The 26,877-nt window shown below is 72.7% G+C and carries 23 protein-coding genes and 1 pseudogene; 12 read left to right on the top strand and 12 right to left on the bottom strand.

The features are described 5' to 3' along the window. Positions 1 to 32 precede the first annotated feature (32 nt). Complete coding sequence (locus ABZ822_RS26195; protein ID WP_360859091.1) at positions 33 to 593, bottom strand: DUF1707 and FHA domain-containing protein; 561 nt, start codon at positions 591 to 593, stop codon at positions 33 to 35. 308 nt (positions 594 to 901) lie between these two features. On the opposite strand from ABZ822_RS26195, the gene ABZ822_RS26190 reads away from it, so the two are divergent. The 4 genes from ABZ822_RS26190 (at position 902) to treZ (ending at position 7,671) form a co-directional block, all read left to right on the top strand. After that, the gene (locus ABZ822_RS26190; protein WP_360859088.1) at positions 902 to 1,810 is read left to right on the top strand and encodes a GNAT family N-acetyltransferase; all 909 of its coding nucleotides are present in this window, start codon (positions 902 to 904) and stop codon (positions 1,808 to 1,810) included. 302 nt (positions 1,811 to 2,112) lie between these two features. Further along, positions 2,113 to 4,227 (top strand): hypothetical protein, encoded by a 2,115-nt coding sequence (locus ABZ822_RS26185; RefSeq protein ID WP_360859085.1) that lies wholly within the window; start codon positions 2,113 to 2,115, stop codon positions 4,225 to 4,227. Positions 4,228 to 4,245: 18 nt separating this feature from the next. After that, on the top strand, positions 4,246 to 5,811 hold the full coding sequence (locus tag ABZ822_RS26180; protein WP_360859082.1) for an ABC transporter substrate-binding protein: 1,566 nt from the start codon (positions 4,246 to 4,248) through the stop codon (positions 5,809 to 5,811). A gap of 108 nt (positions 5,812 to 5,919) precedes the next feature. Then, the gene (treZ, locus tag ABZ822_RS26175; RefSeq protein ID WP_360859079.1) at positions 5,920 to 7,671 is read left to right on the top strand and encodes a malto-oligosyltrehalose trehalohydrolase; all 1,752 of its coding nucleotides are present in this window, start codon (positions 5,920 to 5,922) and stop codon (positions 7,669 to 7,671) included. Between the two features lie 102 nt (positions 7,672 to 7,773). Here treZ and ABZ822_RS26170 read toward each other — a convergent pair whose 3' ends face one another. The 4 genes and pseudogenes from ABZ822_RS26170 to ABZ822_RS26155 all read right to left on the bottom strand — a co-directional run bounded on the left by ABZ822_RS26170 (position 7,774) and on the right by ABZ822_RS26155 (position 12,468). Next, complete coding sequence (locus tag ABZ822_RS26170) at positions 7,774 to 9,417, bottom strand: protein kinase (RefSeq protein ID WP_360859076.1); 1,644 nt, start codon at positions 9,415 to 9,417, stop codon at positions 7,774 to 7,776. Positions 9,418 to 9,574: 157 nt separating this feature from the next. Next, positions 9,575 to 10,324: a DUF4232 domain-containing protein gene (locus ABZ822_RS26165; RefSeq protein WP_360859073.1), complete on the bottom strand. Its 750-nt coding sequence runs from the start codon at positions 10,322 to 10,324 to the stop codon at positions 9,575 to 9,577. Positions 10,325 to 10,525: 201 nt separating this feature from the next. Beyond that, positions 10,526 to 11,646: pseudogene (locus ABZ822_RS26160) on the bottom strand (aminopeptidase P family protein). Positions 11,647 to 11,841: 195 nt separating this feature from the next. Beyond that, entirely contained in the window at positions 11,842 to 12,468 is a 627-nt protein-coding gene (locus ABZ822_RS26155; RefSeq protein WP_360859070.1) for a LysE family translocator, read from the bottom strand. A 160-nt stretch (positions 12,469 to 12,628) separates the two neighbouring features. Between ABZ822_RS26155 and ABZ822_RS26150 the strand changes: the two genes are divergently transcribed. Both ABZ822_RS26150 and ABZ822_RS26145 read left to right on the top strand, forming a co-directional pair. Then, a complete protein-coding gene (locus ABZ822_RS26150) occupies positions 12,629 to 13,450 on the top strand; it encodes a helix-turn-helix transcriptional regulator (protein ID WP_360859067.1) in 822 nt (273 codons plus the stop codon). Beyond that, positions 13,447 to 13,695 (top strand): DUF397 domain-containing protein, encoded by a 249-nt coding sequence (locus ABZ822_RS26145; protein WP_360859064.1) that lies wholly within the window; start codon positions 13,447 to 13,449, stop codon positions 13,693 to 13,695. The genes ABZ822_RS26150 and ABZ822_RS26145 overlap by 4 nt, the downstream gene beginning before the upstream one ends. A gap of 18 nt (positions 13,696 to 13,713) precedes the next feature. Here the strand turns inward: ABZ822_RS26145 and ABZ822_RS26140 are convergent, their stop codons facing one another. Then, the gene (locus ABZ822_RS26140; RefSeq protein ID WP_360859061.1) at positions 13,714 to 14,475 is read right to left on the bottom strand and encodes a YwqG family protein; all 762 of its coding nucleotides are present in this window, start codon (positions 14,473 to 14,475) and stop codon (positions 13,714 to 13,716) included. A 186-nt stretch (positions 14,476 to 14,661) separates the two neighbouring features. On the opposite strand from ABZ822_RS26140, the gene ABZ822_RS26135 reads away from it, so the two are divergent. After that, the gene (locus tag ABZ822_RS26135) at positions 14,662 to 15,057 is read left to right on the top strand and encodes a MerR family transcriptional regulator (protein ID WP_360859058.1); all 396 of its coding nucleotides are present in this window, start codon (positions 14,662 to 14,664) and stop codon (positions 15,055 to 15,057) included. A gap of 233 nt (positions 15,058 to 15,290) precedes the next feature. Further along, positions 15,291 to 17,345 carry a phosphocholine-specific phospholipase C gene (locus tag ABZ822_RS26130; protein WP_360859056.1) on the top strand — a complete coding sequence of 685 codons (2,055 nt, stop codon included), beginning with the start codon at positions 15,291 to 15,293 and terminating at the stop codon, positions 17,343 to 17,345. A gap of 70 nt (positions 17,346 to 17,415) precedes the next feature. Here the strand turns inward: ABZ822_RS26130 and msrB are convergent, their stop codons facing one another. From msrB to ABZ822_RS26110, 4 genes are all read right to left on the bottom strand, one after another. Then, positions 17,416 to 17,823, bottom strand: coding sequence for a peptide-methionine (R)-S-oxide reductase MsrB (gene msrB, locus ABZ822_RS26125; RefSeq protein ID WP_360859053.1), 408 nt, complete (start codon positions 17,821 to 17,823; stop codon positions 17,416 to 17,418). Between the two features lie 13 nt (positions 17,824 to 17,836). Beyond that, positions 17,837 to 19,258 (bottom strand): UDP-N-acetylmuramate--L-alanine ligase, encoded by a 1,422-nt coding sequence (gene murC, locus ABZ822_RS26120; protein WP_360859050.1) that lies wholly within the window; start codon positions 19,256 to 19,258, stop codon positions 17,837 to 17,839. Between the two features lie 123 nt (positions 19,259 to 19,381). Further along, entirely contained in the window at positions 19,382 to 19,849 is a 468-nt protein-coding gene (locus ABZ822_RS26115) for an indole-3-glycerol phosphate synthase (protein ID WP_360859047.1), read from the bottom strand. A 119-nt stretch (positions 19,850 to 19,968) separates the two neighbouring features. Further along, positions 19,969 to 20,757: a pyrimidine reductase family protein gene (locus ABZ822_RS26110; protein WP_360859044.1), complete on the bottom strand. Its 789-nt coding sequence runs from the start codon at positions 20,755 to 20,757 to the stop codon at positions 19,969 to 19,971. 211 nt (positions 20,758 to 20,968) lie between these two features. Here ABZ822_RS26110 and zapE point away from each other — a divergent pair, with 211 nt between their 5' ends. The 3 genes from zapE to ABZ822_RS26095 all read left to right on the top strand — a co-directional run bounded on the left by zapE (position 20,969) and on the right by ABZ822_RS26095 (position 24,940). Next, positions 20,969 to 22,066, top strand: a complete 1,098-nt coding sequence (gene zapE, locus ABZ822_RS26105) for a cell division protein ZapE (protein WP_360859041.1) — start codon at positions 20,969 to 20,971, stop codon at positions 22,064 to 22,066. 206 nt (positions 22,067 to 22,272) lie between these two features. Further along, complete coding sequence (locus ABZ822_RS26100; protein ID WP_360859038.1) at positions 22,273 to 23,643, top strand: alkaline phosphatase PhoX; 1,371 nt, start codon at positions 22,273 to 22,275, stop codon at positions 23,641 to 23,643. Between the two features lie 217 nt (positions 23,644 to 23,860). Further along, positions 23,861 to 24,940: a polysaccharide deacetylase family protein gene (locus tag ABZ822_RS26095; RefSeq protein ID WP_360859035.1), complete on the top strand. Its 1,080-nt coding sequence runs from the start codon at positions 23,861 to 23,863 to the stop codon at positions 24,938 to 24,940. A gap of 28 nt (positions 24,941 to 24,968) precedes the next feature. Here the strand turns inward: ABZ822_RS26095 and ABZ822_RS26090 are convergent, their stop codons facing one another. Both ABZ822_RS26090 and ABZ822_RS26085 read right to left on the bottom strand, forming a co-directional pair. Beyond that, positions 24,969 to 25,157: a hypothetical protein gene (locus ABZ822_RS26090; protein ID WP_360859032.1), complete on the bottom strand. Its 189-nt coding sequence runs from the start codon at positions 25,155 to 25,157 to the stop codon at positions 24,969 to 24,971. Positions 25,158 to 25,288: 131 nt separating this feature from the next. Beyond that, positions 25,289 to 26,128 (bottom strand): helix-turn-helix domain-containing protein, encoded by an 840-nt coding sequence (locus tag ABZ822_RS26085; protein ID WP_360859029.1) that lies wholly within the window; start codon positions 26,126 to 26,128, stop codon positions 25,289 to 25,291. A gap of 86 nt (positions 26,129 to 26,214) precedes the next feature. Here ABZ822_RS26085 and ABZ822_RS26080 point away from each other — a divergent pair, with 86 nt between their 5' ends. Beyond that, complete coding sequence (locus tag ABZ822_RS26080) at positions 26,215 to 26,793, top strand: TIGR03086 family metal-binding protein (protein WP_360859026.1); 579 nt, start codon at positions 26,215 to 26,217, stop codon at positions 26,791 to 26,793. The last annotated feature ends 84 nt before the right edge of the window (positions 26,794 to 26,877 follow it).

The raw sequence follows: 26,877 nt of genomic DNA, 5'->3' as shown, positions 1-26,877 counted from the left end.
GGCGCCGATCCGACGGCCGGCGGCGCAGGACGTCAGCGCGCGGCGAGGCGGAAGGCGACACGGCCGAACGTCACCTGGTCACCGGGGCGGACGACCGTACGGCCCGTCACACGGCGGCTGTTGACCCATGTGCCGTTCGTGGAGCCCAGGTCGCGCAGCACCCAGAGCACGCCGTCCCGGGAGAGTTCGGCGTGGACGCGGGAGACCGTGTCGTCGTTCAGGCGCAGGCCGTTCGCCGGGTCGCGGCCGATCCGCAGCGGGTACGGCCCCGGCTCGGGGAACTGCAGCTTCGGCAGCCGCTCGAGGAACCACGCCCGGCGCACCCGCGCCGAGAACGACGACAGCCGGGCGACCGTCCCCAGCACGACCCGGGACAGCCCGCTCTCCTGCGGCAGGTCCGCGGTGAGCGCGTCCAGATCCTCCCGGCCGCGCGCGGCGAAGGCCAGTTCCATCCGGCGGACGAAGGTGTCCTGGGACAGCCGCCCCTGGGCGGCCCCTTCCCGCAGGAGGTCGATGACGCGGTCCCGGTCGGCGTCCGACAACCGCGCGGACAGCGTGGTGGGCGCGGGCTTCGGGAGGTCGTGGTGCGTCACGGCCCTGATTGTCCGGCGCGGAGGCACAGGGTGTCCAGTGGACCGTGTACTCAGCGGCCGTCCGGAACACCTCGAAAGCTGCCTGCAGACACCCGGCCGCCAACACCCCGGCCGTAAACCGCTGGACGGCCCTCCGGCGACGGGGTACGGTCTGCGCGACGCCCCAGGCCGAGGAAAGGAGGCGAGAGAAATGCACCGCATCCCGTTCGTGCGCTCCCGCCCCGACTCCCGGGCGTATCACGGCTGAAGCAGCCGTTCGGCATCATCCGCCGGGAGCGCGCCCGTCCGCCCTTCCGGAAGGAACGTCCGTGACCGATCTGGTCATCCGCGCTCTCACCGAGAGCGACACCCACCTCTTCACCACCCTCCCCGCGACGACGCTGCTCGGCCGCTCGCTGGTGGGCCACCGCTACAGCCCCGTGCACGAGGGCGGCCAGTACCGCCCCGACTGGACCTGGGTCGCGCTGCGCGAGAACCGCGTGGTCGCCCGCGCCGCGTGGTGGGGCGCACCCGACGACGACAAGCCGATGATCCTGGACTGGTTCGACTTCGCCGAAGGCGAGGCCGAGGCCGCCGAGCAGCTGCTGCGCGCGGCACCGCTGCACGCGGAGTACGACCTGCTGCTGCCCCCGGGGTGGCGCGAGCAGCCGGACGTACGGGCCGAGGCACAGGCCCGGATCGACGCGGCCACCGCCGCGGGACTCAGACCGCTCGTCGAGCGGTACCGCTACGTATGGACGCCGGAGTGCGGCCTTCCGGAACGGCCCGGCAGACTCACGTTCCGGCCCGAGCCGGACGACGCCGTGATCCTCGACGTGCTGCGCCGCGTCGGCGAAGGCAGCCTCGACGCCCACGCCCGTCACACCGCGGGACGGGACGGCGCGGAGGCGGCGGCGCGCGAGGAGCTGGAACTCCTGAAGTGGCTGCCGTCCCCGCGCGACTGGTGGCGGCTGGCCCACGACGGGGACGGCGCGCCGGTGGGCGTCCACGTCCCGGCGCGGAACCCGGCCGGCCCCTGCGTCGGCTTCATCGGCGTCCTGCCGGAGCAGCGCGGGCACGGCTACGCGTACGAACTGCTGGTGGACTGTACGCACCAGCTGGTCGCGGAGGGCGCCGAGTGGATCGCGGCGGCCACGGACCAGGGGAACTTCCCGATGGCCGCCGCCTTCGCGAAGGCGGGCTACCCCATCACGCAGGAGCGCATCAACCTCGTCTGATGCCACGGGACTTCGGGGATGTCCCGTGACACCGCCGCGGGCGGTGCGTGTGCCGGAGGGCCGCGTGCCCTCCGGCACCGTCCGGCCGCCTGCCGGCAGGACGGTGCCGGGCACCACCCGCGGAAACCGGGCCGCGTCCGCCGTCGTCCGCCCGTCCACCACGTGGTACGACGGGAAACGCTGTGTCAATTCCTGTGTCTCCTGGGTCACTTCATGAAACGATGTTGGGACCGTGACCGCGTGTGTGCCGTCCGTGTCCGAATCCGAGCCGACGGCGCCCGCGTAACCGGAAGGGGGATTTCATGCTGCAGGCTGCCACCGCGCAGGCGGGCCACGCGCCGCCCGCAGGGCTGGCCGAGGTGGCCGGCCTCGTCCACGCGTGCTGGGCGCGCCTCCCGTCCGGGCAGGACCGCCCGCTTCCCGTGATCGTCCTGCTGGGCCGCCCCGGAAGCGGAAAGACCTGTGCGCTGGACCACTTCGAGGCCGTCACCGAAGGTGCGCCGGTCGCGCGGATCGACCTGGCCGCGGCCGCCGAGCAGCGCCCGCACGAGGTCGCGCTGCACCTGGCGTTCCTGCTCGCCCGCAAGCACCGCGGCAGCAAGCCGCTGCGCTTCCCGCGGCTGCTGCTCGGCCTGCTCGCCGTGCAGCCGCAGCTCTCGCTGACCGACCGCACCCAGGCCACGCGCGAGTTACGGCGCGCGCTGCGGCAGGCGCGCAACCGCGGGACGGCGGCCGACGCGGGCGAGGGCATCGCCGGGCTGGTGGAGACCCTCGGCCTCTCCCCCGTGCCCGGGATCGACCTGATCCTGGGCGTGCTGCTGCGCGGCTTCGAGTACATGCCGGCGAGCACGTTCCTCAACCGGGCGCTGGCCTCGTACGGTTCCTCGGGTCCCGCCAGCGCGCTGGAGGAGCTGGTCGAGCTCAACCGGCGCAACCGCACCGGCATCGACGCCGACCGGGACTTCGTGGACCGCCGGCTGTGCCTGGCCTTCCTCGACGACCTGGCCGCCGCCTACCACCGCAGCCGGCGCGCCCAGAACTCCCTCGCGCTGCTGGACGACCTCGACCACAACGAGGGCGCCACCCGCTTCCTCGATCTGCTGCTGGCCCTGCGCACCGAGCGGGCCAGGGCGGAGGTCTACGACCCGCTGCTCGTCGTCGCGACCAGCGCCACCACCCAGGCGGTGCCCGGCCCTTGCGACGGCGGCCCGGACGACCCGCACACCGTCCACCCCGCCGACGCCTCGTACGACGCCTGGCGCGCCGGGGCAGGGACGCCGCTGTACGACTGGTGGTATCCGCTGCGGCTGCGCGATCTCGACGAGGTCGAAGTGGCCCTGGAGGCCTCGCGGTTCGAGTCGGAGGCCGCGCGGCGCTCGGGCCGCCCGGAGACGGGGGTGCTGCCCCGCAGCACCCCGCTCGTGCACCGGCTCACGTACGGGCACCCCTGGAGCGTCTCCCGGCTGCACGGCGCCATCGACCGGCTGCTGGAGCACAGCCCGGAGGACGACCTGCACGGCCTGCTGGACACGCCCGTCGAGGAACCGGGCGCGGCCGGCCCCGGCGCCGCGCGCGGACCGCAGCTCGCCGCCGCCGTCCGCGACCATCTGCTGGCCGGGCTGACGGCCGGTCAGCGCGACGCCGCGACCCGCATAGCCGCCGCCCGCACACCGAAGGCGGCCGTCAACGCGGGCCTGCTCAACGGGCGGCCGGAGCACGCCAGGGACACCGTGATGCGGGAGCTGCGCACCCGGCTGTGGCTGTCCGCCCCGGTGCCCGAGGACGCCAACACCCGTGGCGGAAGGGGCCCTTCGGGGTATCTGCGCACCTGGTCCGGCCACCCGGGCAGCGCGGACGCGCCCGACACGACCTACGACGGGCGCCCCGTCCTGCACCCGTGGCTGCGGCTGCTGCTGCTCGACGAGCTGACCGGCCCCCCGGCGGGCACCGAGGAGGAGTGGCGGTCCATCCACACCACGCTCGCGGACTGGCACCACCGCCACGGGCAGCCGCTGGACTCCCTCTACCACCGGCTGGCGGTCAACCGCCTCGACGAGGTCGTCCGGTACTTCTCCACCGGACTCACCGCCCCCGACCTGCGGCCCTGGCTGCGGGAGCTGTACCACGTGACGGCGGCGCCGGTGTACCGCGCGCAGCTCTCGGACGCCCCGCCGACCCGCCGCTCCGGTGAACTGGCGCGCGAGCACGCACCGGAGGCGTACGCGGACCGGTCGCTCGGGCGTCCGCTGGCCGAGCTGTGCGCCGCCCTGTGGCTGGCCGGTGATCCCCGTAACCGGCTCCCTCCGGGCCGCCCCGAACTCAACTACAAGATCGGCGCGATGTTCCGGCAGCTGGCCATGGAGGCGGACGCGGACGCCGACACGCTGCTGGACGAGGCCGCCCGCTTCTCCGACTGACGGACGGAAGGAACGCCCATGCCGCCGACCGGATCCTGGGTACGCAATCGCCCGCTGTGGGCCCGCTGGCCGTGGAACGCCGTATCGGCCGTCGCGCTGCTCGCGCTCCTCGCGGGTGCGTCGTTCTGGCTGCTGCGCCCGGAGGACACCTCGTGCGCGACGGGCGTCGAGCGCGTCGGCACCCCGGCCAGTTGCGTCGGCATCACCGACGGCTCGTACCTCTTCAGCGACGGCACGCAGGGGACGGGGAAGAACCTCGCCCAGGTCACCCGGCTGATCCGCGAGGAGAACGAGCGGGTCGCGCGCGAGAGCGCGAAGCCGGGCGGGCCGAGCTACGTCGGCATCGTCTATCTGATGCCGATGATCCCGCGGCCCGGGGACACCAACACCCCGGACTCGGTCCGCCATGAGCTGCAGGGCGCCTACACCGCGCAGTACGAGGCCAACCACAAGGACAAGTACGGCGACACCCCCAAGGTCAAGCTGCTGCTCGCCAACAGCGGCATCAGCGAGGAGCAGCGCACCGCCGCGGTCCGGCAGATCGGGGAGCGCGTTGAGCGCGACCACATCGTCGCCGTCGCGGGCCTCGGCACCAGCACGGACGCCACCGTGGCGATGATCCGCAAGATCACCGCGGACCAGGAGGACGGCGGCCTCGAACTCGCCGCCACCGGCTCGGTCCTCACCGCCGACACCCTCAGCAAGGTCAAGGGCCTGGTGCGGGTGGCGCCGACCAACGCCGACGAGGCGGCGGCCGCCGCGGCCCTGCTGAAGCGCAAGCCGTACGCGGGCAAGCGGGTGCTGGTGATACAGGACTCCCGCCCCGACGACCAGTACACGGCCACCCTCGGCGCGGCCTTCCTGCGCACCTTCCCGAAAGACCGGCTGGCCGGGAAGGTCGAGGAGTACGACTCGTCGCGGGAGGGCGTGGCCACGGCGTTCAAGACACGGATGTCCCAGCTCTGCGCCGAGAAGCCGGACATCGTCTACTTCGCGGGCCGCGGCATCGACCTGCCGCGCTTCCTCGCCCCGCTGAAGGACCGCCCGTGCAGCGACCGCGAGCTGATGGTCCTCTCCGGGGACGACGTCTCGCAGTCCGCGCAGGCCGAGGGGTTCGACCAGATCAAGGAGACGCTGCGCAGCGGGAACGTGCGGCTGCTCTACACCGGGCTGGCCCACCCCGGCGCGTGGGAGAAGAAGGCCGCCGTCTACCCGGGGTGGGGCGTGGGGTCCTTCGGGGACGGGGGCCGGTACCGTTCGGCGTTCCCCGAGGAGACACTGGACGACGGCCAGGCCATCATGGGCCATGACGCCGTGATCACCGCGGTGTCCGGCGTACGGCTCGCGGCCCGGGCCTCGGAGTCCAACGGCCGGGTGACCGGCTCGCAGACCATCCAGATCTGGAAGTCGCTGCACGGCGTCGAGTCGGTGAAGGGCGCCAGCGGGCTCATCTCCCTGAGCAACGACGGGTCGCCGGAGCGCAAGGCGGTGCCGGTGATCGAGATAGAGCCGAACGGCAGGGTCCGCACCCTCGACGTCTCGGCCAGCTCGGGCACCCCGCTGAGCGAGAAGGACTTCGGCTGACCGCACGCAACCCTTCCGGGTAGGCGGGGTTCGCGGGGCACGCGGGTACGCGGGTTCGTGGGGTACGCGGTGAGGACGGGTGTCCGACGAGCGACCGAGGAGCCGTCAATGCTGTTCGAGGTGTGGGCGCCGGAGGCCGGACGGGTCGAGCTGCATCTGGACGGTGCGGCACATCCCATGGAGGCGGACCCGCGGCGGGACGGCTGGTGGCGGGCCGAGGCGGAGGCCGGCGAGGGCACCCGCTACGGCTTCGCGCTCGACGGCGGCCCCGTCCTGCCCGACCCGCGGTCCCGCCGCCAGCCGGACGGCCCGGACGGGCCCGGAGCGGTCGTCGACCACACCCGCTTCGCCTGGCGGCACCCGTGGCACGGCAGACCACTGCCCGGCGCGGTGCTCTACGAACTGCACGTCGGCACGTACACCCGCGAGGGCACGTTCGACGCGGCGGCCCGACGGCTGGGCCATCTGGCCGAGTTGGGGGTCACGCACATCGAGCTGATGCCGGTGTGCCCGTTCCCCGGCACGCACGGGTGGGGCTACGAGGGCGTCTCGCTGTGGGCGGTCCACGAGCCGTACGGCGGCCCGGACGGGCTGAAGCGCTTCGTCGACGCCGCCCACGCCCACGGCCTCGGCGTGGTGCTGGACGTGGTGCACAACCACCTCGGCCCGTCCGGCAACCACCTGCCCGCCTTCGGCCCGTACTTCACCGGGACCCACCACACGCCGTGGGGCGCCGCCGTGAACCTGGACGCGCCCGGCTCCGACGAGGTGCGCGCGTATCTCATCGGCAGCGCGCTGGCCTGGCTGCGCGACTACCGGCTCGACGGCCTCCGCCTGGATGCCGTGCACGCCCTCCGCGACACCCGCGCGCACCCCTTCCTGGCCGAGCTGTCCGCCGCCGTGGACACTCTGGCGGCCGAGACCGGACGGCCGCTGTTCCTCGTCGCCGAGTCCGACCTCAACGACCCGCGCACGACTGCGGCCCGCGAGGCCGGCGGGCTCGGTCTGCACGCCCAGTGGAACGACGACTTCCATCACGCCCTGCACTGCGCGCTCACCGGTGAGGCCCAGGGCTACTACGCCGACTTCGCGCACCGGGCCCCCGCCGCCCTCGCCAAGACCCTCACCAGCGGCTTCTTCCACAACGGCACGTACTCCAGCTTCCGCGGCAGGACCCACGGGCAGCCGCTGGACCCGCGGACGACGCCCGCGCACCGGCTGCTGGCCTATGCGCAGACGCACGACCAGATCGGCAACCGCGCTCTGGGCGACCGGCTCTCCGCGCATCTGTCGCCCGGGCTGCTGGCCTGCGCCGCCGCGCTCGTCCTCACCTCGCCGTTCACCCCCATGCTCTTCATGGGCGAGGAGTGGGGCGCGCTGACGCCCTGGCAGTTCTTCACCGACCACACGGATCCGGAGCTCGCGGCGGCCGTACGGGCCGGGCGCCGACGGGAGTTCGCCGCGCACGGCTGGGCCGCCGGCGACATCCCCGACCCGCAGGATCCGGCCACCCGGGACCGGTCGTGCCTGGACTGGTCCGAGCCGGACCGTGACCCGCACGCCCGGCTGCTGGCCTGGCACCGCGAGCTGATCGCGCTGCGCCGGGCACGCCCCGAACTGACGGACCCGGACCTGTCTGTGGTCCATGTCGCGTACGACGCGCGGGAACGATGGCTGGTGGTGACGCGCGGGGCGGTGCGGACCGCGGTGAACCTGTCCGCGGACGGCGAGGTGAAGGTCCCGGTCGGGCCGGGCCGGGCGGAAGTCCTGGCGGCGTGGGATCCGTGTGCGCCTCCGGGGGGAGACGGACTGCTCCGTCTCCCCCCGGAGTGTGGTGCGGTGGTGGCGGTCACGGTCTGACGCCACGGCCGACGGTGGCTGCGGGCGGCGCTCCGCTTACCGCCGTCCAGGACCGGGGCCGCTCACGCCGTCGTCCGCTGCGTACGAACCACCACCCGTCCCTCAACCCCGCAGCGCGGTCCAGGTGTTGTCGCCCACCTTGCCGTCGGCCTCCAGTGCGCGGCTGCGCTGGAACTGCTTGACCGCGGCCTCGGTGTCCCGCCCGAACACCCCGTCCGCCCCGCCGGATCCAAGGTCGTAGCCGCGGGCCTGGAGGATGCACTGCAGGGCGACGACGCTGCGGCCTTTGTCGCCCTTCTGCGTGAGCCGGTCCCTGGTGGACGGCGGACACGAACTCCACGGCCCCTCGGCCGGACCCGACGTCATGGAGTCCGGGGTGGGCTCGGCCTTCACCTCGGTCCTCGGCGACGCGGACGGGTTCGCGCTCTTCTCCGGCTTCGGCGACCGCTTGTCGCGGTGCTTCGCTGACTTCGACGCCGTGGGCCCGGACTCGCTGATCCGGGCGTCCGGCTGGACGGGCCGGACCCGTGACGCCCGGTCCTCCTCCGACGAGCCCCCTCCGGGCGACAGCAGCACGACCGCGCCCGCGGCCACCGCGACCACGGCCGCCGTCGCCACCCCACCGGCCAGCAGGGCACGGCGGCGGCGCCTCGGCGGCGGGGTTCCCTGGACGAGCGTCAGGTCGGACGCCCCCGGCACCTCGGCGGTACGCGCCTTGGCCTCCGCCTTCACCTTCGCCCGCACGCGTGCGGGAGTGGCCACCCGGCCGCTCCATCCGCTCCGAGCGGCGACCACATCGGCGACCGGGCCGGGCCAGTCGTGGGCGGGCGCGTGCCGGCGGGCGATGTCGACGACCTCGCGCGGCCGCGGCCGTCCCTTGACGCTCTTGCTGAGGCACCGGGCGATGAACTCGGCCAGTTCCGGGTCGGTTCGGGCCACCTCCCCGAGGACCTCCGCGCTCGGCTCGGCGTGGATCACGCGGTGGATGACGTCGCCGGTCGCCCCCTCGCCGAACGGCGACATGCCGGTCGCCGCGTAGGCCAGGACCGAGCCGAGGGAGAAGACGTCCGAGAACGGGCTCACCTCCCGTCCCTCGGCCTGCTCGGGGGACATGAACGCAGGTGTGCCCACCTGCTGTCCGGCCATCGTGAGCATCGTGGCGTCCGTGCTGTGCGCGATGCCGAAGTCGATGACCCGCGCCCCGTCATGGCCCAGCAGGACATTGGAGGGCTTCAGATCGCGGTGGACGATCCCGGCGTTGGCGATCGTCGACAGCGCCTCCCCGACCTCGCACGCCAGCCGCCACACCACGGGGGTGGGCATCGGACCGTGACGGCGCACCGCGACGTCGAGGCCCGGCCCGGGGACGTACGCGGTCGCCATCCAGAGGTGTTCGTCCTCGTCGTAGCCCGAGCCGACGAGTTCCGCGGTGTAGGTGCCGTGCACCCGCCGTACGGCCTCGACCTCGCGTGCGAAGCGGGTGCGGAATCCGGCGTCCTCGGCGTACTCGGGCCGGATCACCTTGACGGCCACCAGGGAGCGGGCGCCGTACTCGCCGCGTTCCGCGTCGTCCGGTTCCCGCGCGAGGAGGAGGCGGCCCATGCCGCCGCCGCCCAGCCGGGCGAGGACCAGGTACGGGCCGATCGCGACCGGATCCGTTCTCCGTAACTCCTCGGCACCGAGCCGGCCGAGGTCGTCAGCGGTCAGCTCCGCGGTCCAGGGGTGGTCCGCATGCGTTGTGAACATGGGTTTCCTCGTGAGGTGACGGGTCGATGAGGTGACGGGCCGTGGCGTGGAACCGATATGACGGCCCGTCGGTTGCCGTGCAAGGGGGATGACGTCACGTGGCGTGTGACGAACGGCCGTCGGCGGACAACGGGAGGGTGGGCAGGCTCGGCGCCGGTCAGCGCTCGAAGGCGCCGAGCGTCGCCTTCTCGGGCGCGCACACGGTGAACCGGGCGGGCTCGCCGCCCTCCGTCCGCACCTGCACACCGCGGGCCTCGTCCTGGGGCAGCGCGATCTCCACCTCGGACGCCGTGATCGGGCAGGAGTCCCGGCCCTTGCCCTTGCCCTTGCCGTTGCCGTCGGAGGGCGAGTCGATGTACTCCACGGCGGCGGAGACGTGCCCGCGCGCGGGGATGTCGACGGCGTCGGGCCAGGCGTCCGAGTTGTCGACCTGGACCGAACCGTCCTTGTGCCGGTCGTCCTTGGCGGTCAGGGTCGCCGCGCCGGTCAGGGTGCAGGGGGAGGAGGATGTGTTGCGGACCCGGACGGTGGCCTTCGCGGGTCTGCGGTCGGTCGCGTGTTGCGCGGACGCCAGGAACGTCACCTCGGTGGTCTTGGTGGTGCAGGAGACCAGCGCGCCCCCCGTGCCGTCCCCGTCGTTGCCCCGGGTGCCGCCGGTGCTCGTGTCGGTGCCGCCGGCCGAACCCCCGCCGGAGGCAAAGCCCTTGCCGTCCCCGACCGTCGCCTCCAGCGAGCCCGCCTCCGACGAGCCCGCCTCGTCCGACGAGGAAGGCGCGTCGGACGAGGCGCGTGATGCGGTGTCCTTGGGTCCCGAGGCCGTACCGGAGTCCTCGGAACCGCAGGCCGTCAGCGTCAGCGTGGACAGCATGGAAACAGCGGCAGCGGCGGTGAGGGCGCGCATGCGCATGAGGGGTGGTCCTCCGTCTCGGTCGCGTCGTGTCCGGCCACGCCACCCGGGGATCTCCCTTTGCCCGAGGGCCCGTTGAGACATGGCCACATGACGTAGGGACAGCAGCAGGGCGTGAGTGGTTCAGCCACTCAGCCAGCCCTTCACCAATGTTTCACCGGGGACCGATCACCCGGCCACAACTCGCTCTTCGAGGCACCGTCACTCGACGACGGCCAGCTCCCGCGCCGTGTTGTTCAGACGCCGCCCGCCGTCCTCCGTGACCGTGACGATGTCCTCGATCCGTACGCCGAACCGGCCCGGCAGATAGATTCCCGGCTCGACCGAGAAGCACATGCCGGGGACGAGCGGCTGCTCCTCGCCCTCCACCATGTACGGCGGTTCGTGGGTCGTCACGCCGATGCCGTGCCCGGTGCGGTGGATGAACCGCTCCCCGTAGCCCGCCCCGGCGATGACCGCCCGCGCCACCCGGTCCACCTCCTGGCAGGCGATCCCGGGACGCACCTCGTCGCAGGCAGCCTGCTGGGCCTCGCGCACGATGTCGTGCACCTCCTGCTCCTCCGCGGTCGGTTCGCCGACGTGGACCGTACGGGAGGTGTCGGAGCCGTAGCCGTGCTTGAGCCCGCCGAAGTCCAGCACGACCATGTCGCCCTGCGCGATGACCCGGTCGCCCGCCTCGTGGTGCGGGTCCGCGCCGTTGGGCCCCGAGCCGACCACCGTGAAATCGACCTGGGAATGGCCGAGTTGGGTCAGCAGATGGGCGAGTTCGGTGGCGATGTCGCTCTCGCGGCGGCCGGTGAAGCGGACCCGCAGGATCTCCTCGTACACGGCGTCCGCCGCCGCCCCGCCGCGGCCAGCCGCTCCAGCTCGGCGGTGTCCTTGACGGCCCGCAGCATCGGCAGGCAGTCGGTGAGGGCGCTGTAGGAGGTGGCGGGGAGAGCGCTCCGCAGTCCGAGGAGATGCAGGGCCCAGGTGTTGTCGCTGACGCCGTACCGGCCCGAGGGGTCAAGGAGCGGCGCGGCGATCCCGTACGGGTCCTTGCCGTCGGGCCAGTCCGTGAGGGCGAAGGCATGCGCTCCCGCCGCGTGCTCCGCGTCGCCGCGCTCCAGCGTGGGCACCACGAGCACCGGCTCGCGGCCCGGCGCCAGGACGAGCAGGGTGAGCCGCTCGGTGGCGGCCGGCTGGTAGCCGGTGAGATGGACGAGGTCCGGCCCGGGTGACACCAGCAGACCCGCGAGCCCGGCCTCGGCGGCCGCACGCGCGGCGTTCTCCATCCGGGCGGCGTAGACCTCGCCGGTGAACGGGGCAGGCGCCGTGTCCATACGTCCTCCTCCTCGCGGTCGGCTCCGGCGCCGCACGCGGCCCGGCACTCGGGGACCCCCGGCACTGCGCGGGGAACCCGGACTGCGCGGAAGGGGCCGCAGGCGGCTCCCCTCCCAGCATCGCAGCCCGTGCCCTCCCCGGCCCGGCGCTTGCTCCAGTCGTGACCGGAGGGGCCAGGCAGCGGGGCGCGGCGCTCAGTTCTCCAGGGCCATCCGGATACCGAGGGCCACCAGCACACCGCCGGAGATCTGCTCCATCCGGCGCCGCACCACGGCCCGGTCGAAGAGCTTCTTCATCCGGCCGACGCACCACACGTAGACGCTGTAGTAGCCGATCTCGTAGACCGCCCACAGGGCCGCGAGTCCGACCATCGTGGGCAGCTGCGGCGCTCCGTCCGGCACGAACTGCGGCAGGAAGGACATCGCGAAGATCGCGCACTTCGGATTGGCCAGATTCATCAGCAGCCCGGCCCGGTACGAGCGCCAGGACGACGTCACGACCTCGCGCGCCGGGAGCCCCGCCTCGCCGTCCTTACCGTGCTGCCGGGCCGACCGGATCGCCTGGATCCCGAACCAGACCAGCACGACCGCGCCGACGATCCGCATCACGTCGTACGCGAGCTGCGAGGCGGCCAGCAGCGCGGTGAGCCCGAAGGCCGCGACGATGCCCCAGATGAAGACCCCGGACTCGTTGCCGAGCACGGCGAAGAAACCGGCACGCCTGCTCTGCAGCGACTGCCGGATGATCAGGACCGTGCTCGGACCGGGCGTGGCGGCGATCAGCGTGCAGGCGCCGAGGAAGGCGACAAGGGTGCTCAGCATCAGGCCATCGTGGCCGGGACGCCGCCGTCTGGCCAGTCAATTATCGGATGACTCAGCCACCGCAGCTCCCGTACGCAGGGTCAGCGTACGGGCACCCTGAGTGGACAACGGCCGTAACGGACGGTGACCATGGGCGAGTTGGGCTCATGGAGGGACGGACATGTCGAGCAACAACGAGCCGGAGCCGGTGGACAGCCTCAAGGCGTTCGGGGCGGTGGCGAAGGTCTTCCGCGAACGAGCGCGGCTCACCCAGGAGGAACTGGCCCCCCTCGTCCGCTACTCCCCCGAGACGGTCGCCTCCATCGAGCAGGGCCGCCGCTTCCCGCAGCCGGAGTTCATCGAACGGGCGGAGGAGGCGCTGGACGCGTTCGGCGCCCTACGGGCGGCCGCCCGCCACCTGGCGAGGCGCCCGGGCCTGGCGTCCTGGTTCCGGCAGTGGGCCAGCCTGGAGGAAGAGGCCGTCAGTCTGTGCATGTACGAATGCCGGGCGATTCCCGGCCTGTTGCAGACGGAGGCGTATGCGCGAGCTGTGTTCAACAGCCGGGTGCCCCCACTGACCGACGAACAGATCGACAGCCAGATGGCCGCACGTCAAGAACGGCAGCGCCTGCTCCATGCCAGGCCGAACACGGCCTTCAGCTTCATCATCGAACAGGCCCTCATCATGCGACGCACAGGCGGCACGGGCGTTACCGCACAGCTCATCGATCACCTGCTGAAGTTCGCGGACCTCCGCAATGTCGGACTCCAGATCGTGCCCCTTGAGCGAGACGAACACGCTGGACTCGAAGGCCCCATCCGGTTGCTGGAAACCCCGGAGCACCAGTGGCTCGGCTACTCCGAAGGTCAGCGCAGCGGCCAGCTGATCTCTGACCGGAAAGACGTCAGTGTGCTCCAGATGCGTTATGCGAAACTGCGTTCACAGGCTCTCACTCCCGAGGATTCGGCGAGCCTGCTGACGCAGATGCGAGGAGCGCTATGAGCACCAGCGAGCTGGCCTGGTTCAAGAGCAGCTACAGCGGAGGCGACGGCGACGAGTGCGTCGAAGTCGCGCTCTCCTGGCACAAGTCGAGCTACAGCGGAAGCGACGGCGACGAGTGCGTCGAGGTCGCCACCTGCCTCGACGCCGTGCACGTACGGGACTCCAAGGACAAGGACGGCCCTCAGCTCGCGTTCTCCCCGGCCGCCTGGTCGGACTTCGTCGCGCACGTCGCGGCCGAGGGCTGAACCCTCCCCGTAGCGCGGTCAGTTCTGGCGGTGGAGCCAGGCGCGGCCGAGACGGCCTTCGGCCAGGTCCTGGTGGCGGATCATGAAGTACAGGAGCTGGCCGCGGCTGGGATCGTGGAACGAGGCCAGGAGCGTCCAGTCCCGGGGGTCCCCGGGCATCTCGGCTTCGACCGACCCCTGGATCGATGGGGTGTGCCCGCCGATGTGGTTGCCCGTCCACAGGGTCGCGTCCTCCCCGATGCTGTCCTCGAAGTCCCAGGGGATGTGCCGGGCGCCGAAGGTCTCGAGAACGCTCCAGTGATCGCTGACCGGTGACGTCGGCACGAGGCGGGCCGACAGCGGGACCGCCGGAGCCGTCACCACTTCCCCGGGTGCCGCCCGCTCGGCGGCCTCGGTGCCGTGGGGCAGGTGGAGGACCCGCGCCTGGGGCCAGGTCGTGGCGTCGCCCGGGTCCGGCGGAGGCGCGTCCGCCCGGTCGGTGCCGTAGTCGTGGAAGAAGAAGAGCAGGGTGCCGTTCCGGGGCAGGGGGACGTCGAGCGAGGCTACCGGCAGTGCGCCGCAGTCCAGCGAGGCGAGGAAGGTCAGAGGACCGTAGGGCTTCCACTCGGGCCAGTCGGTCCCCGGCGGGAGCCGGGGCGTCCCGCCGATCCAGGCCGCCGGCTCCTCGTCCGGTCCCGCCAGGGAGAGGACGATGCCGGGCCGCAGCAGTTCGAGCCAGCGCTCGGCCATGGTCGCGGGCAGGTGCTGCCGGGCGAGGTCGCGTATGGGGCTGATGTCCACGGTCCGGTCCCGCTTTCGTTCGGCGGAGGGCGAGGGGCGCGGTGGTGAGGGACCGGGTGCTCGTCGCACCAGGTCACCGGCGGGACTACCCTGGCACTTGAAGCTTGCTTCAAGTCAAAGCGGCATCTTGCGCTCGGGCTGGGCTTCCGGATCGAAGCACCGCATCGGGGCGTAGCGGGGAGAGACATGGACGAGCGCCTGCTGGACATCGGCGAGGTCGCGGCACGCACCGGCGTCGCGGCTTCCGCCCTCCGCTACTACGAGCGGCTGGGCCTGCTGGAGCCGGCGGGCCGCAACGGACTGCGCCGTACCTACCGTCCGGACGCCCTCGACCGCGTCGCGCTGATCCTCAACGCCCGTGCCGCGGGTTTCTCCCTCCACGAGCTGGGCGACCTGCTGAGCTGTGCGCCTGGCGTCCTGCGCTCCCGGCTCACGGAGAAGACGCAGGAGATCGACCGCCGCATCGCCGCCATGCAGGAGGCCCGGGACCGGCTCGGCCACGCCCTGTCCTGCCGCGCCCCGTCTCTTCTGGACTGCCCGACCTTCCGGGCCGAGCTCCGCGGGACCCTGCCCGGCGTCTGAACCGCACGGGAGACGCGCGCCAGGCCCAGTACCCGGCGACCCGGCCCCGCACCGCGACCGCCGACCCCGTCGTCCCCGTCCGCCCCCCGATGACACCTCGTGTGCACCCCTCATTCCCCCGCGCGGAGAGCCGGGCAGAATAGCGGTGCCGACATGGTGTTTTCCTCAGCATCGCCCCCCGTAGGCTGCCCTGCGATCGACTCTTTCCGAGCGGCCACGGAGGTCAGCCCCCCATGTCGGAACTCAATCGCCGGCGCTTCATGCAACTCGCCGGCGGCACTGCCGCGCTCAGCATGCTGTCCCTCAGCATCGATCGGGCGACCGCGATCCCCGCGGCCCGTCGCTCCGGCACCATCGACGACATCGAGCACATCGTCGTGCTGATGCAGGAAAACCGGTCCTTCGATCACTACTTCGGGGCGCTGCGCGGCGTCCGCGGCTTCGGCGACCCCCGGCCCGCACCGCTGCCGAACGGCAAGTCGGTGTGGCACCAGGCGGACGGCGACCAGGAGGTGCTGCCGTTCCGGCCGGAGGTGGAGAACCTCGGCATGCAGTTCCTCCAGGGCCTGAATCACGACTGGGGCGGCGGGCACCAGGCGTGGAACAACGGCAAGTACGACCAGTGGATACCCGCGAAGACGCCGACCACGATGGCGTACCTCACCCGTGAGGACATTCCCTTCCATTACGCCCTCGCGGACGCGTTCACCGTGTGCGACGCCTACCACTGCTCGATGATCGGCGCGACCGACCCCAACCGCTACTACATGTGGTCGGGCTACGCGGGCAACGACGGAACCGGCGGCGGACCCGTGCTCGGCAACGAGGAGCTGGGGTACGGCTGGACGACCTACCCCGAGCGCCTGGAGAAGGCCGGGGTCTCCTGGAAGATCTACCAGGACATCGGCGACGGCCTGGACGCGGACGGCAAATGGGGCTGGATCGACGACGCCTACCGCGGCAACTACGGCGACAACTCCCTCCTCTTCTTCAACAACTACCGCAATGCCAAGCCCGGTGACGTCCTCTTCGACAAGGCCCGCACGGGCACCGATGCCAAGGAGGGCGAGGGCTACTTCGACCGCCTCAAGGCCGATGTGAAGGCGGGCAAGCTGCCGCAGATCTCCTGGATCGCGGCGCCCGAGGCGTTCACCGAGCACCCCAACTGGCCGGTGAACTACGGCGCCTGGTACATCGCGCAGGTCCTCGACGCGCTCACCTCCAATCCCGAGGTGTGGAGCAAGACGGCCCTGTTCATCACGTACGACGAGAACGACGGCTTCTTCGACCACGTCATGCCGCCGTACCCGCCGGCCTCCGCCGCGCAGGGCCGGTCCACGGCCGACGTCAGCGGCGACCTCTACGAGGGCGGCGCGAAGTACGAGGCCGGGCCCTACGGCATGGGCCCGCGCGTGCCGATGATCGTCGTCTCGCCCTGGAGCAAGGGCGGCTACACCTGCTCCGAGCTGTTCGACCACACCTCGATCCTCCGCTTCATGGAGCGGCGCTTCGGCGTGGAGGAGCCGCACATCTCGCCGTGGCGGCGCGCCATCTGCGGCGACCTCACCTCGGCCTTCGACTTCGGGAAGGCGGACCCCGCCTCCGTCCCGCTGCCCGACACCGACGCGTACGAGCCGCCGGACCACGACCGGCACGACGACTACGTCCCGAAGGTGCCCGACAACCCGGCGCTGCCCAAGCAGGAGTCCGGGTCGCGGCCCACGCGTCCGCTGAAGTACGTCCCGGTGGTGGACGGTTCGGTGACGGCGTCGACCGGGATCACCTTGGACTTCGGCGGCGGGGAGGAGGCGGGCGCGGCCTTCACCGTCACCTCCGGGAACCGCACCGACGGGCCGTGGGTGTACTCGGCCGGGGCCGGGAAGACCATCTCCGACACCTGGAGCACCGCCAACTCAGGGGACGCGTACGACCTTTCGGTCTTCGGCCCGAACGGCTTCCTGCGCACCTTCAAGGGTCCGGGGAGGACGACCGGACCCGAGGTGACGGCACGTCATGACGCCCGTAGCGGCGACATCGACCTGAAGCTGACCAACGAGGGCGGCTCGGACGTCAACCTCACCGTGAACAACGCGTACGGCGGGCAGCCCGAGACGTTCAAGGTCCGCGCCGGCGCGACCGTCACGCACACGGTCGAGCTGCGCCGCAGCAAGCACTGGTACGACGTGTCGGTGACGTCCGACGCCGACGACAGCTACCTGCGCCGCTTCGCGGGCCATGTCGAGACCGGACGCCCGGGCGTCAGCGACCCGGCGACGATCACGGCCTGAGCGCAGCCGTGACATGCGAGGGCCCCACCGCCCGGCCGGGCGGTGGGGCCCCTTTCGCAGCCGCTGCCGCTCAGTCCCCGTCCGGGGCCAGGCGGAGCGAGACGCTGTTGATGCAGTACCGCTGGTCCGTCGGCACCGGATAGCCCTCGCCCTCGAAGACGTGGCCCAGGTGGGAGCCGCAGCGGGCGCAGCGCACCTCGGTGCGGACCATCCCGAAGGACCGGTCCTCGATCAGCTCGACGGCGTCGGTGTCCTTCGGGTCGTAGAAGGACGGCCAGCCGCAGTGCGAGGCGAACTTGGTGTCGGAGCGGAACAGCTCGGCGCCGCAGGCCCGGCAGGCGTAGACCCCGGTGGTCCTGGTGTCCGTGTACTCACCGGTGAACGCGGGCTCGGTCCCGGCCTCCCGGAGCACCTTGTACTCCTCGGGGGACAGCTCGGCGCGCCACTGCTCGTCCGTCTTCTGGACTTCGTAGGCCATCTCGGCTCTCTCCTCAGCTCTCCAGGCGGGCGAGGATCCTCGGACCGAGGTCGGTGACGTCGCCCGCCCCCATGGTGAGAACGAGATCACCGGGCCTGGCCATTCCTGCGACGACGTCCGGGACCGCGGCCATGCTGTGCTCGGCCCGTACGTCGGCGCCGCCGGCCGCGGCCGCGTCGATGATCAGGGCGCTCGTGACGCCCGGGATCGGGTCCTCGCGGGCCGGATAGATGTCGAGGACGACGGAGGCGTCGGCGAGGGCGAGCGCCGCGCCCATCTCCGTGCCCAGCTCCTGGGTGCGCGAGAAGAGGTGCGGCTGGAAGACGACGAGGATGCGGGAGTCCTCGCCCGCGGCGCCGCGCAGCGCGTCCAGGTCGGCGTTCATCTCGGTGGGGTGGTGGGCGTAGGAGTCGATGACCTGGACGCCGCGGGCCTCGCCCTTGAGCTGGAGGCGGCGGCCGACGCCGGTGTACGCGGTGAGGGCGTGCGCCAGGTCGGCGGGGGCCACTCCGAGGCGGACCCCGGCGGCGAGCGCGGCGACGGCGTTGTGGGCGTAGTGGCGCCCGGGAACGGAGACGGTGAAGGTCAGTTCCTCCCCGCCCGCCCCGGACCCGTCCCCTTCGGCGCCGAGGACGACGGTGACCTCGCTCGTCATGCCCTTCGGGGTGATCTGCCGGATCCGGACGTCCGCGCCGACGTCCTCGCCGACGCGCACGATGGTCAGGCCCTCGCGGCCCGCGACGCGGCCCGCCAGCTCCCGGGCGCCGGAGTGCTCGCCGACGATCAGGCAGCCGCCGGGGCGGATGCGGTCCACGAACGCCTCGAAGGACTCGTAGATCTCGTCCAGCGAGGCGTAGTTGGCGTGGTGGTCGAGCTCGACGTTGAGGACGATGGCGACCTCGGGGTCGTACTTCTGGAAGCTGCGGTCGCTCTCGTCGGCCTCGGCGACGAAGATCGCGCCATCGCCGTGGCGGGCGTTGGTGCCGGGGCCGGCCAGGTCGCCGCCGATGGCGTACGAGGGGTCGAGGTCCAGTTCGGTCAGCGCCACGGCGAGCATGGAGGTGGTCGTGGTCTTGCCGTGCGTACCGGCGACGGCGATCGGCCGCTCGGTGTGCATCAGCGCCGCGAGGGCGTCGGAGCGGTGGACGACGGGGACGCCCAGTTCGGCGGCGCGGACCAGCTCGGGGTTGTCGGCGCGGATCGCGGAGGAGACGACGACGCTGGTGGCGTCGTCGGCCAGGTGCTCGGCGGCGTGGCCGATGTGCACGGTCACGCCGAGCGCGCGCAGGGACTCGGCGGTCGCGGACTCCTTGGCGTCGCTGCCCGCGACCTTGGCCCCGCGCTGGGCGAGGATCTTCGCGATGCCCGACATCCCGGCGCCGCCGATGCCGATGAAGTGCGGTCGGTCCATGGCGGTGGGGATGCCGGATTCCATCGTTGCGTCTCCAGGTCGGTGTGGCCGTGCGAGCGCGTACGGGCCGGTGGCGCGGGACGCCGGAAGCCGCCGCCCGCGGTCCTCACGGCCGGTGCGCGCGGTGCTCGCTGGTGCGGGGTCAGCCTATTCGGTGTGGGCGTACAGCTTGAGCACCGGGACGCCGACCTTGTGGCGGGCGCGGGAGGTCCAGTCACGGTGGAAGAACTCCTCCACCAGATGCGGGCGCGTGAGCACGATGACCTCGTCGGCCCCGGTCTCCTCGACGACCGAGCGCAGCGTGTCGACCGGGTGCTTCTCGGTGATCTGGCCGACGGCCTGGCCGCCGGCGGCCCGCAGCGCTTCGAGCGAGTGCTGGAGCGCCCTCTCGGCGGGCTGGAGCGCGGCATGGCCCTCGGGCTCCTGCCCCTCGCGCACAGCCTCGTCGAGTTCGCCGAGCGCCACGTCGTCGAGGGCGCGCAGCAGCCGGTCCTGGTCGCCCTGCGGCTGCATGAGGACGACGAAGGAGATCGGCTCGTCGCCGTGCAGGCTGGTGACGAGCTCGACATCGGTCGGCACCAGTGGCTTCTCGATCATGAGTACGGTCGTGAACACGGCAGGACCCTCCGTCCTCGTGGGTCGCGGACTCTCGTCCCGGGCGTTACGGACACGGCTTTACGGAACGGCCCCGCGGAAACCATTTTTCCGCACCACGGGTGAGATGCGACCCCTGGTCAGATGCGACGGTACCGGGTGAAAAGGAACCCGGACTCCTCCAGCACGGACGCCAGGCCGAATCGCTCGGGATCGGCGATCGCATGACCGTCCATGATTCGCGGCGCGGCGCCCACCGTGACGACGGGGGCGACCGTCAGGCACAGCTCGTCGAGCACCCCGCTGCACGCGAACTGGCCGAGCAGCCGCGGTCCGCCCTCGGTCAGCAGCCGGGTGTGCCCGCGTTCGGCGAGCGCCCGGACGGCGCGGGCCGCATCGATGCCCTCGCCGTCCCCGGCGACGATCACATCGGCACCGGCGGCGCGCGCCTCGTCGGCACGGGCGGCGTGGTGGGCGGCACCGGTGAGGACGATGGTGGGCACCAGCGGCTCGGTGAACAGCGGGCTCGAGAAGTCCAGCGCCAGGCTCGCCGTGACGACCGCGATCACCGGCGCGGGCGCCTGGCCGAGCGCCGCGCGGCGCTCGGCGAAGGCCTTGCGGGCGCGGGCGGGGCGGTAGCCCTCCTGGCGTACGGTCTCCGCGCCGACGACCACGACATCGGCGAGCGCCCGCAGCACACCGAAGATCCGCATGTCGGCGTCGGAGGACAGCGGCTGGGAACGCCCGTCGTGGTGGGCGGCCCCGTCGAGCGACGACACCATGTTGGCGCGCAGCCAGGGGCGCCCGGAGGCCCCGGTCGTCCCGGGGTAGGCGTACGCGTCGGCGAGCTCGTCGAGGTCCCACTCACGATCGGCGGACGGCTCGGGGGCGGCATCGGCCGCGGTACCGGGCGGGAACAGGCGTCGCATGCGGGCAGTCTGACACGGAGCGCGGACGGACCGGACCGGGTGCCTCTGGGCCGCGGGGCGACGGCCGGTCCGCGGGTCCGGCGGTGGCGGCCGGGCTGACACCGGGCGGGCGCGGCCCCGGTCACCGGCGGGGCTGCGGACACCGGGCGGGCTCGCAGCCTCAGGGGCGGATTTTCAGGGGGCGTGGGCCGAGGGATTACTCTGAGGAGCTGTGTCTTCCTCCGTTTCCGCTTCCGAGCCCGCCCCCGTCCCCTCCTCCGACGGGAGCCCGCTCGCGCTCTGCGGCCGGGAGCCGCATGTGCCCGCCGAGCGGCTCGTGGCGGAGATGGTCCCGCCGCCGCGGTTCGACTCGGTGCGGTTCGACACGTACGTACCCGACCCGGCGCAGCCCAGCCAGACCGAGGCCGTCACCGTGCTCAGCGGTTTCGCGGCCGGCATCGGCGGGGCGAGCGCGGCCCGGGGCGGCAAGCGGCGCTGGTTCGCCAGGAAGCCCGCGGCAGCGTCCGGCCCCCGCGGCGTGTACCTCGACGGCGGCTACGGCGTCGGCAAGACGCACCTCCTCGCCTCCCTCTGGCACGCCACCGCCGCGACGCCCGAGCTGAAGGCGTTCGGCACGTTCGTGGAGCTGACCAACCTCGTCGGCGCCCTCGGCTTCCAGCAGACCGTGCAGACCCTCAGCGGCCACCGTCTGCTCTGCATCGACGAGTTCGAGCTGGACGACCCGGGCGACACGGTGCTGGTCTCCACGCTCCTCGGCAAGCTCGTCGACGCGGGCGTGGCACTGGCCGCGACCTCCAACACGCTGCCCGGCAAGCTCGGCGAGGGCCGCTTCGCGGCGGCCGACTTCCTGCGCGAGATCCAGGGGCTGTCCGCGCACTTCCGGCCCCTGCGGATCGACGGCGAGGACTACCGCCACCGCGGGCTGCCGGAGGCCCCGGCCCCGTACTCAGACGACCAGGTCACCCGCGTCGCGTACCGCACCGCCGGTGCCACGCTCGACGACTTCCCCTCCCTGCTCGCCCATCTCTCGCGCGTGCACCCCAGCCGCTACGGCGCGCTCTGCGACGGCGTCGGAGCCGTCTGCCTGACCGATGTGCAGGCCGTACCCGACCAGTCGACGGCGCTGCGGCTCGTCGTGCTGGCCGACCGGCTGTACGACCGGGAGGTTCCGGTCGTGACGTCCGGCGTGCCCTTCGACCGGATCTTCGGCGAGGACATGCTCAAGGGCGGCTACCGGAAGAAGTACTTCCGCGCCATCTCGCGGCTCACCGCCCTCGCGCGCGACGCCGAGCCGCTGGTCCAGGGATAGACCCGGAGGACGACGAGCCGCCCCGCTGCGTACGGCCGCACTCGCGGCGGCCGGGCGGCGCGCCGGATCGCCGACCGGAGCACGACCGGGGCGTGCACGGGGCGCGAAGACGCGGGTGCGACGCCCATCTTGAAGGTTCCCGTGGGGCGTGACCACGTGATACACACGGCATGGTCATATCTCTGTCCGCCAACAGGGAGTTGCCCATGTCTGCCACACGACGTCAGGTCCTCGCCCGCTCCGGGGCGCTGGGGGCGGGAATCGCCTTCGCCGGGACCATCTCGGAGATTTTCGCCGGTACTTCGGCCACCGCCCACGACTGGGGCGGAGAGGCGGGCTACGGCCCTCTCCTCCCGGACCCGGACGGCCTGCTCGACCTTCCCGAGGGATTCCGCTACAAGGTCCTGTCCCGCGAGGGCGACGAGCTGCGCTCCGGCCAGGGCAAGGTGCCCAGCAACCACGACGGCATGGCCGCCTTCCCCGGCCGTGACGGGCGCACCCACCTGGTGCGCAACCACGAGAACCGGGTGGATGCCAAGATCCGCGTCCCGGCCGTGAAGGGACTCACCTACGACCCGGAGGGTCTGGGCGGCTGTACGGCCCTGGAGCTGGGCCGCGGCAACCGCGTCCTCGGCGAGCGGGTCGCCATCGCCGGTACGGCCGTGAACTGCGCCGGCGGCAGCACCCCCTGGCACACCTGGCTGACCTGCGAGGAGACCGAGGACCGGGCCGGCACCAACGGCTACACCAAGGACCACGGCTTCATCTTCGAGGTCGACCCGTACGACCCGCGCCACACCTCCCCCGAGCCGCTCACCGCCATGGGCCGCTTCCAGCACGAGGCGATCGCCGTCGACCCGAACAACGGCGTGGTCTACGAGACGGAGGACGCCTTCGAGAAGCCCTTCGGACTCTTCTACCGCTTCCTGCCGAAGAAGCCGCTCGGCGGCAGAGGCTCGCTGCACGCGGGCGGGCGTCTTCAGGCGATGCGAGTCCCGGGCGTGAAGGACCTGTCCGCCGTGCAGGAGACGGGCACGACGTTCGACGGCATCGAGTGGGTGGACGTACCGGACCCGCTGGCCAAGGAGACGGCGATCCGGTTCCAGGACTTCGGGCCGAAGGGCATCACGCACGCCCAGAAGCTGGAGGGCTGCTACTGGGGCGGGCGCTGTGTCTACTTCGTCTCCAGCTTCGCGAAGAGCGCGGAGGGGTCGGCCGCCGACCACTACGGCCAGATCTGGCGGTACGACCCGAAGCACCGCCGGCTCACCCTGGTCGTAGTCTTCGGCCCCGACACGGATCTGCAGATGCCCGGCGAGGAGCCGGACAACATCACGCTCGCCCCGGGCGGCGGCCTGATGGTCTGCGAGGACGGCGAGGGAGCCCAGCACGTCTTCGGGCTCACCAAGCGCGGCAAGGTCTACGCGATGGCGCGCGGGCGGCAGAACATCGGCACGCCGGAGGAGCCGGAGTGGGGCGAGTTCGCGGGGGTCACGTTCTCCGCCGACGGCTGCTCGATGTACGTCAACTGCTACACCCCCGGCACGACGTTCGCCGTCACCGGCCCCTGGCGCTGACGGATCCGCCGCGGCGGTCGCCCTGAGGTGTGCGCCGCGGCGGGTCCCGGGCCCGTACCGGGGACTTTCGGTACGGGCCCGGGTGCCGCACTCGGCGGGAGGCCGCGGGCCGGGCCCGATGGGAGGCCGAGCAGCCGACCCGATCGGAGGCAGAGGAGCGGACCCGATCGGATGTGGACAACATGCCGACCCGGGAGCTTGATTTTACGCTCCGTACATGATCCAACACTTCGCGCAACAGCCCGGCACGCGTGCGCGCCGACGGGCCGCGTCGGCCCTGATGCCGCTCCTCGCACTCGCTCTCGCCGCCTGCGGCGGCCCGGACTCCGGGGGAGACCGGGCCGCGGACGCGGCCATATCCCCCGGCGCGTCCGACCCGGCCGCCGCGCACGATGGCGTCGAGGAGCCGGGCCCCGCGGCGGGCGCCCCGGCGGCACCCACCCTCCCGGCCGCGGACGGCCGTGCGGCCGTCTTCACCCGGGGCGCGGGCGACGGCGACAAGGTCGTGGCCCTCACGTTCAACGCGGACATGGCACCCGAGCACGCGACGCGCGCCGCGGGCGGCGAACGCTTCGACAACCCCCGGCTCGTCTCCTCTCTGCGGAAGCTGAAGGTGCCGGCGACGATCTTCATGACGGGCCGGTGGGCCGACGAGTACCCGGACCAGGCGCGGTCCCTGGGCCGCGACCCGCTCTTCGAGGTCGGCAACCACAGCTACGGCCTCCGCTCCTTCTCCGGCCCGTGCCGCACGGGCATGCCGCGTGTCGACCGGGGGGCGATGCGCGACGACGTGAACCGCGCGTACACGGCGATCCGCCGGGCCGGGGTCCCGGCCCCCGTGCCGTACTTCCGCTTCCCGGGCGGCTGCTTCGACGACGGAGCGCTGAAGGCGGTCGCCCCGGCGCGCGTGACGGCCGTGCAGGGGGACGTCCTGAGCGGGGACGCCTCGACAGACTCCCCCGACCGGGTCGCGGAGCAGGTGCTCTCGCAGGTGAGGCCCGGCTCGGTGGTCGTCATGCACGCCACGCTCAGCCACGCGCCGGCGACGGAGGCCGCGGTGCGGCGGATCGTCCCCGAGCTGCGGGCGCAGGGCTACCGCTTCGTACGGGTCTCGGAGTTGATCAGCCGTACGCGAGGCGAGGACCGGGACCAGAACTCCCGGGAGCAGGCCGCCCAGGACCAGGCGCGGGAGCAGACAGGCCAGGAGCAGGGGCAGGCTCAGGTCGCGCGGAACGAGCAGCAGGAGCGCGAACCGGGCCGGGGACAGGACCAACTCCCGGGCAGGGCACGGGAGTAGGAGACAGCAGGGACGGGAGGGGCCGGGGTCAGCCGCCGCAGGACGTGCGCTCGGCCTCCTGCCACTCGCAGACGGGGCAGAGGGTCGCGCCGGGGTGCCCGGCCCCGTACTCGGTCGGCTCGCCGCACAGCACGCAGTCGGCGTACGGAGGGCCGCTCTCGACCCGGGTGTCGCGGTCGGCGGGGCGGGCGCCCGCGTCGTTCACGTCCGCGTCCATGGGTTCCGCCTCCTCATCGGGGCTCTCGGAGCGCCGCGGCCGGCCGTGCGATCGGTGGCGGTGCCGGCCGCACCTCCCAGTGTGCCTCCAGTCCGCACGGGACCGGAGGCACAGGCCGCGGCGCCCGGTGATCAGCGCACGTACGCCGTCGGCGGGACGCCGATCGTCGCGGTGAAGTCGCGGACGAGGTGGGCCTGATCGCTGTAGCCGAGCTCGGCGGCGAGCCCCGCCCAGTCCACCTCCGCCGTGGCGGTGGCGGCGCGCTCCAGGGCCTCGTGGATGCGGTAGCGGAGGATGACCCACTTGGGGCTGACGCCCACGTACCCGGCGAAGAGCCGCTGCAGACCGCGCACCGACATCCCCTCCGCCTCGGCGACCTCCGAGACACGGCGCACGGAACGGTCGTCCCGGATGCGCTGGACGACGGCCATGGCCGACTCGGCGTGCGGATCGGGCTCCGGGCCCAGCGCGAGGAGGAAGGCGTCGAGCGCGGCGACGCGGTCGTCCTCCGTGTCGGGGCCGAGGACGGAGGACAGCTCGGCGCCGCCGCTCTCCGGTCCTGTCCCGCCGGCCTCCGGTGCTGAGCCGCCGAAGACGTCGGCCGGCGGCAGCCGCCGCCCGGTCCACCCGGAGACGGGCCGGCCCGGCGCGAACGGCCGGAAGCCTCCCGGCCGGAACTGCACCCCGCACACCCGCCCCGCGCCCTCCAGCTTCTGCGTGAACAGCTCCAGTCCCACACCGGCGACCTCCGCGAACTCCGGCCGGCCGGAGAAGCGCTGGAACACGACGTTCACGGAAGGGTGCGGCACGACGTGCGAGGCGTACGGCTCGGTGAGGTCCCAGTCGATGAGCCAGTAGTGCTCCAGATACGGGCGGAGCGGCTCGGCGGGCTCGCGGCGGCGGAAGCGTACGCGCGTGAAGAGTTCCGGGGCGTCGATGATGCCCCGGGTGTCGCGCCGCGGTGCCGCCATGCCCGCGATCCTATGCCGCGGGCCGGAGGCAGGACGTGTCGCGTTTGTTCAAGCCGGACCGGCGGGCCGCTCCTACCGTCGCACCCATGACGACCCTGATCAGCGAACGGCTCGACGCGGCGGCCCGGCAGGCCGTGCCGGTGGTCCGCGGTGTGGACGACGGCCGGCTCGGCGACCCGACGCCGTGCGCCGAGTACACCGTGCGGGACCTGCTCAACCACCTCTTCCACGTGGTGATCGGCTTCCAGGCGATCGCCGCCCGCGAGGACGCCGACTTCACCACCACCCCCGACTACCTCGACGGGGACTGGCGCTCCCGCTTCGCGGACGAGACCGCCCGGCTGGTCACCGCCTGGGGCGCGCCGGGTGCCGACGAGGGCGTGGCGGGCAGCATGAACCTCCCGGCGCGGACCCTGGGCAGCATGGCCCTGCTCGACCTGACCGTGCACGGCTGGGATCTGGCGCGGGCCACGGACCAGGAGTTCACGCCCGACACGGAGAGCATCCGTACGCTCGGCACGCTCATCGAGGAGATGGGCCCGACGGCGCGGACGATGAAGGTCTTCGGCGAGCCCGTCGCCGTACGGGAGGGCGCGGAGCCGATCGAGGTGCTGCTCGCGGCGACGGGCCGGGACCCCGGCTGGAGCCCCGCGGTCCGTCACTGACGGATGTCGCGGAGGCTCCCCCCGGCCTCACCCGGCCGGCGGCCGGTGCGTGGCCGACCTTCCGGCGGCCTGCCTACGCTCGCG

It is taken from the genome of Streptomyces sp. NPDC047108, assembly GCF_040643575.1.
GTDB lineage: Bacteria > Actinomycetota > Actinomycetes > Streptomycetales > Streptomycetaceae > Streptomyces.
Note: the sequence above shows the minus strand (reverse complement) of the source record. Positions and strands in the feature narration are given on the sequence as shown.

Coding starts and splice junctions, on each gene's coding strand:
- ABZ822_RS26110 (WP_360859044.1), bottom strand. CDS start 20,757: ATGCGACGCCTGTTCCCGCCCGGTACCGCGGCCGATGCCGCCCCCGAG.
- ABZ822_RS26080 (WP_360859026.1), top strand. CDS start 26,215: ATGACGACCCTGATCAGCGAACGGCTCGACGCGGCGGCCCGGCAGGCC.
- ABZ822_RS26165 (WP_360859073.1), bottom strand. CDS start 10,324: ATGCGCATGCGCGCCCTCACCGCCGCTGCCGCTGTTTCCATGCTGTCC.
- ABZ822_RS26180 (WP_360859082.1), top strand. CDS start 4,246: ATGCCGCCGACCGGATCCTGGGTACGCAATCGCCCGCTGTGGGCCCGC.
- ABZ822_RS26185 (WP_360859085.1), top strand. CDS start 2,113: ATGCTGCAGGCTGCCACCGCGCAGGCGGGCCACGCGCCGCCCGCAGGG.
- ABZ822_RS26135 (WP_360859058.1), top strand. CDS start 14,662: ATGGACGAGCGCCTGCTGGACATCGGCGAGGTCGCGGCACGCACCGGC.
- ABZ822_RS26170 (WP_360859076.1), bottom strand. CDS start 9,417: ATGTTCACAACGCATGCGGACCACCCCTGGACCGCGGAGCTGACCGCT.
- msrB (WP_360859053.1), bottom strand. CDS start 17,823: ATGGCCTACGAAGTCCAGAAGACGGACGAGCAGTGGCGCGCCGAGCTG.
- ABZ822_RS26090 (WP_360859032.1), bottom strand. CDS start 25,157: ATGGACGCGGACGTGAACGACGCGGGCGCCCGCCCCGCCGACCGCGAC.
- ABZ822_RS26085 (WP_360859029.1), bottom strand. CDS start 26,128: ATGGCGGCACCGCGGCGCGACACCCGGGGCATCATCGACGCCCCGGAA.
- ABZ822_RS26130 (WP_360859056.1), top strand. CDS start 15,291: ATGTCGGAACTCAATCGCCGGCGCTTCATGCAACTCGCCGGCGGCACT.
- ABZ822_RS26145 (WP_360859064.1), top strand. CDS start 13,447: ATGAGCACCAGCGAGCTGGCCTGGTTCAAGAGCAGCTACAGCGGAGGC.
- murC (WP_360859050.1), bottom strand. CDS start 19,258: ATGGAATCCGGCATCCCCACCGCCATGGACCGACCGCACTTCATCGGC.
- ABZ822_RS26100 (WP_360859038.1), top strand. CDS start 22,273: ATGTCTGCCACACGACGTCAGGTCCTCGCCCGCTCCGGGGCGCTGGGG.
- ABZ822_RS26095 (WP_360859035.1), top strand. CDS start 23,861: ATGATCCAACACTTCGCGCAACAGCCCGGCACGCGTGCGCGCCGACGG.
- ABZ822_RS26155 (WP_360859070.1), bottom strand. CDS start 12,468: ATGCTGAGCACCCTTGTCGCCTTCCTCGGCGCCTGCACGCTGATCGCC.
- ABZ822_RS26150 (WP_360859067.1), top strand. CDS start 12,629: ATGTCGAGCAACAACGAGCCGGAGCCGGTGGACAGCCTCAAGGCGTTC.
- treZ (WP_360859079.1), top strand. CDS start 5,920: ATGCTGTTCGAGGTGTGGGCGCCGGAGGCCGGACGGGTCGAGCTGCAT.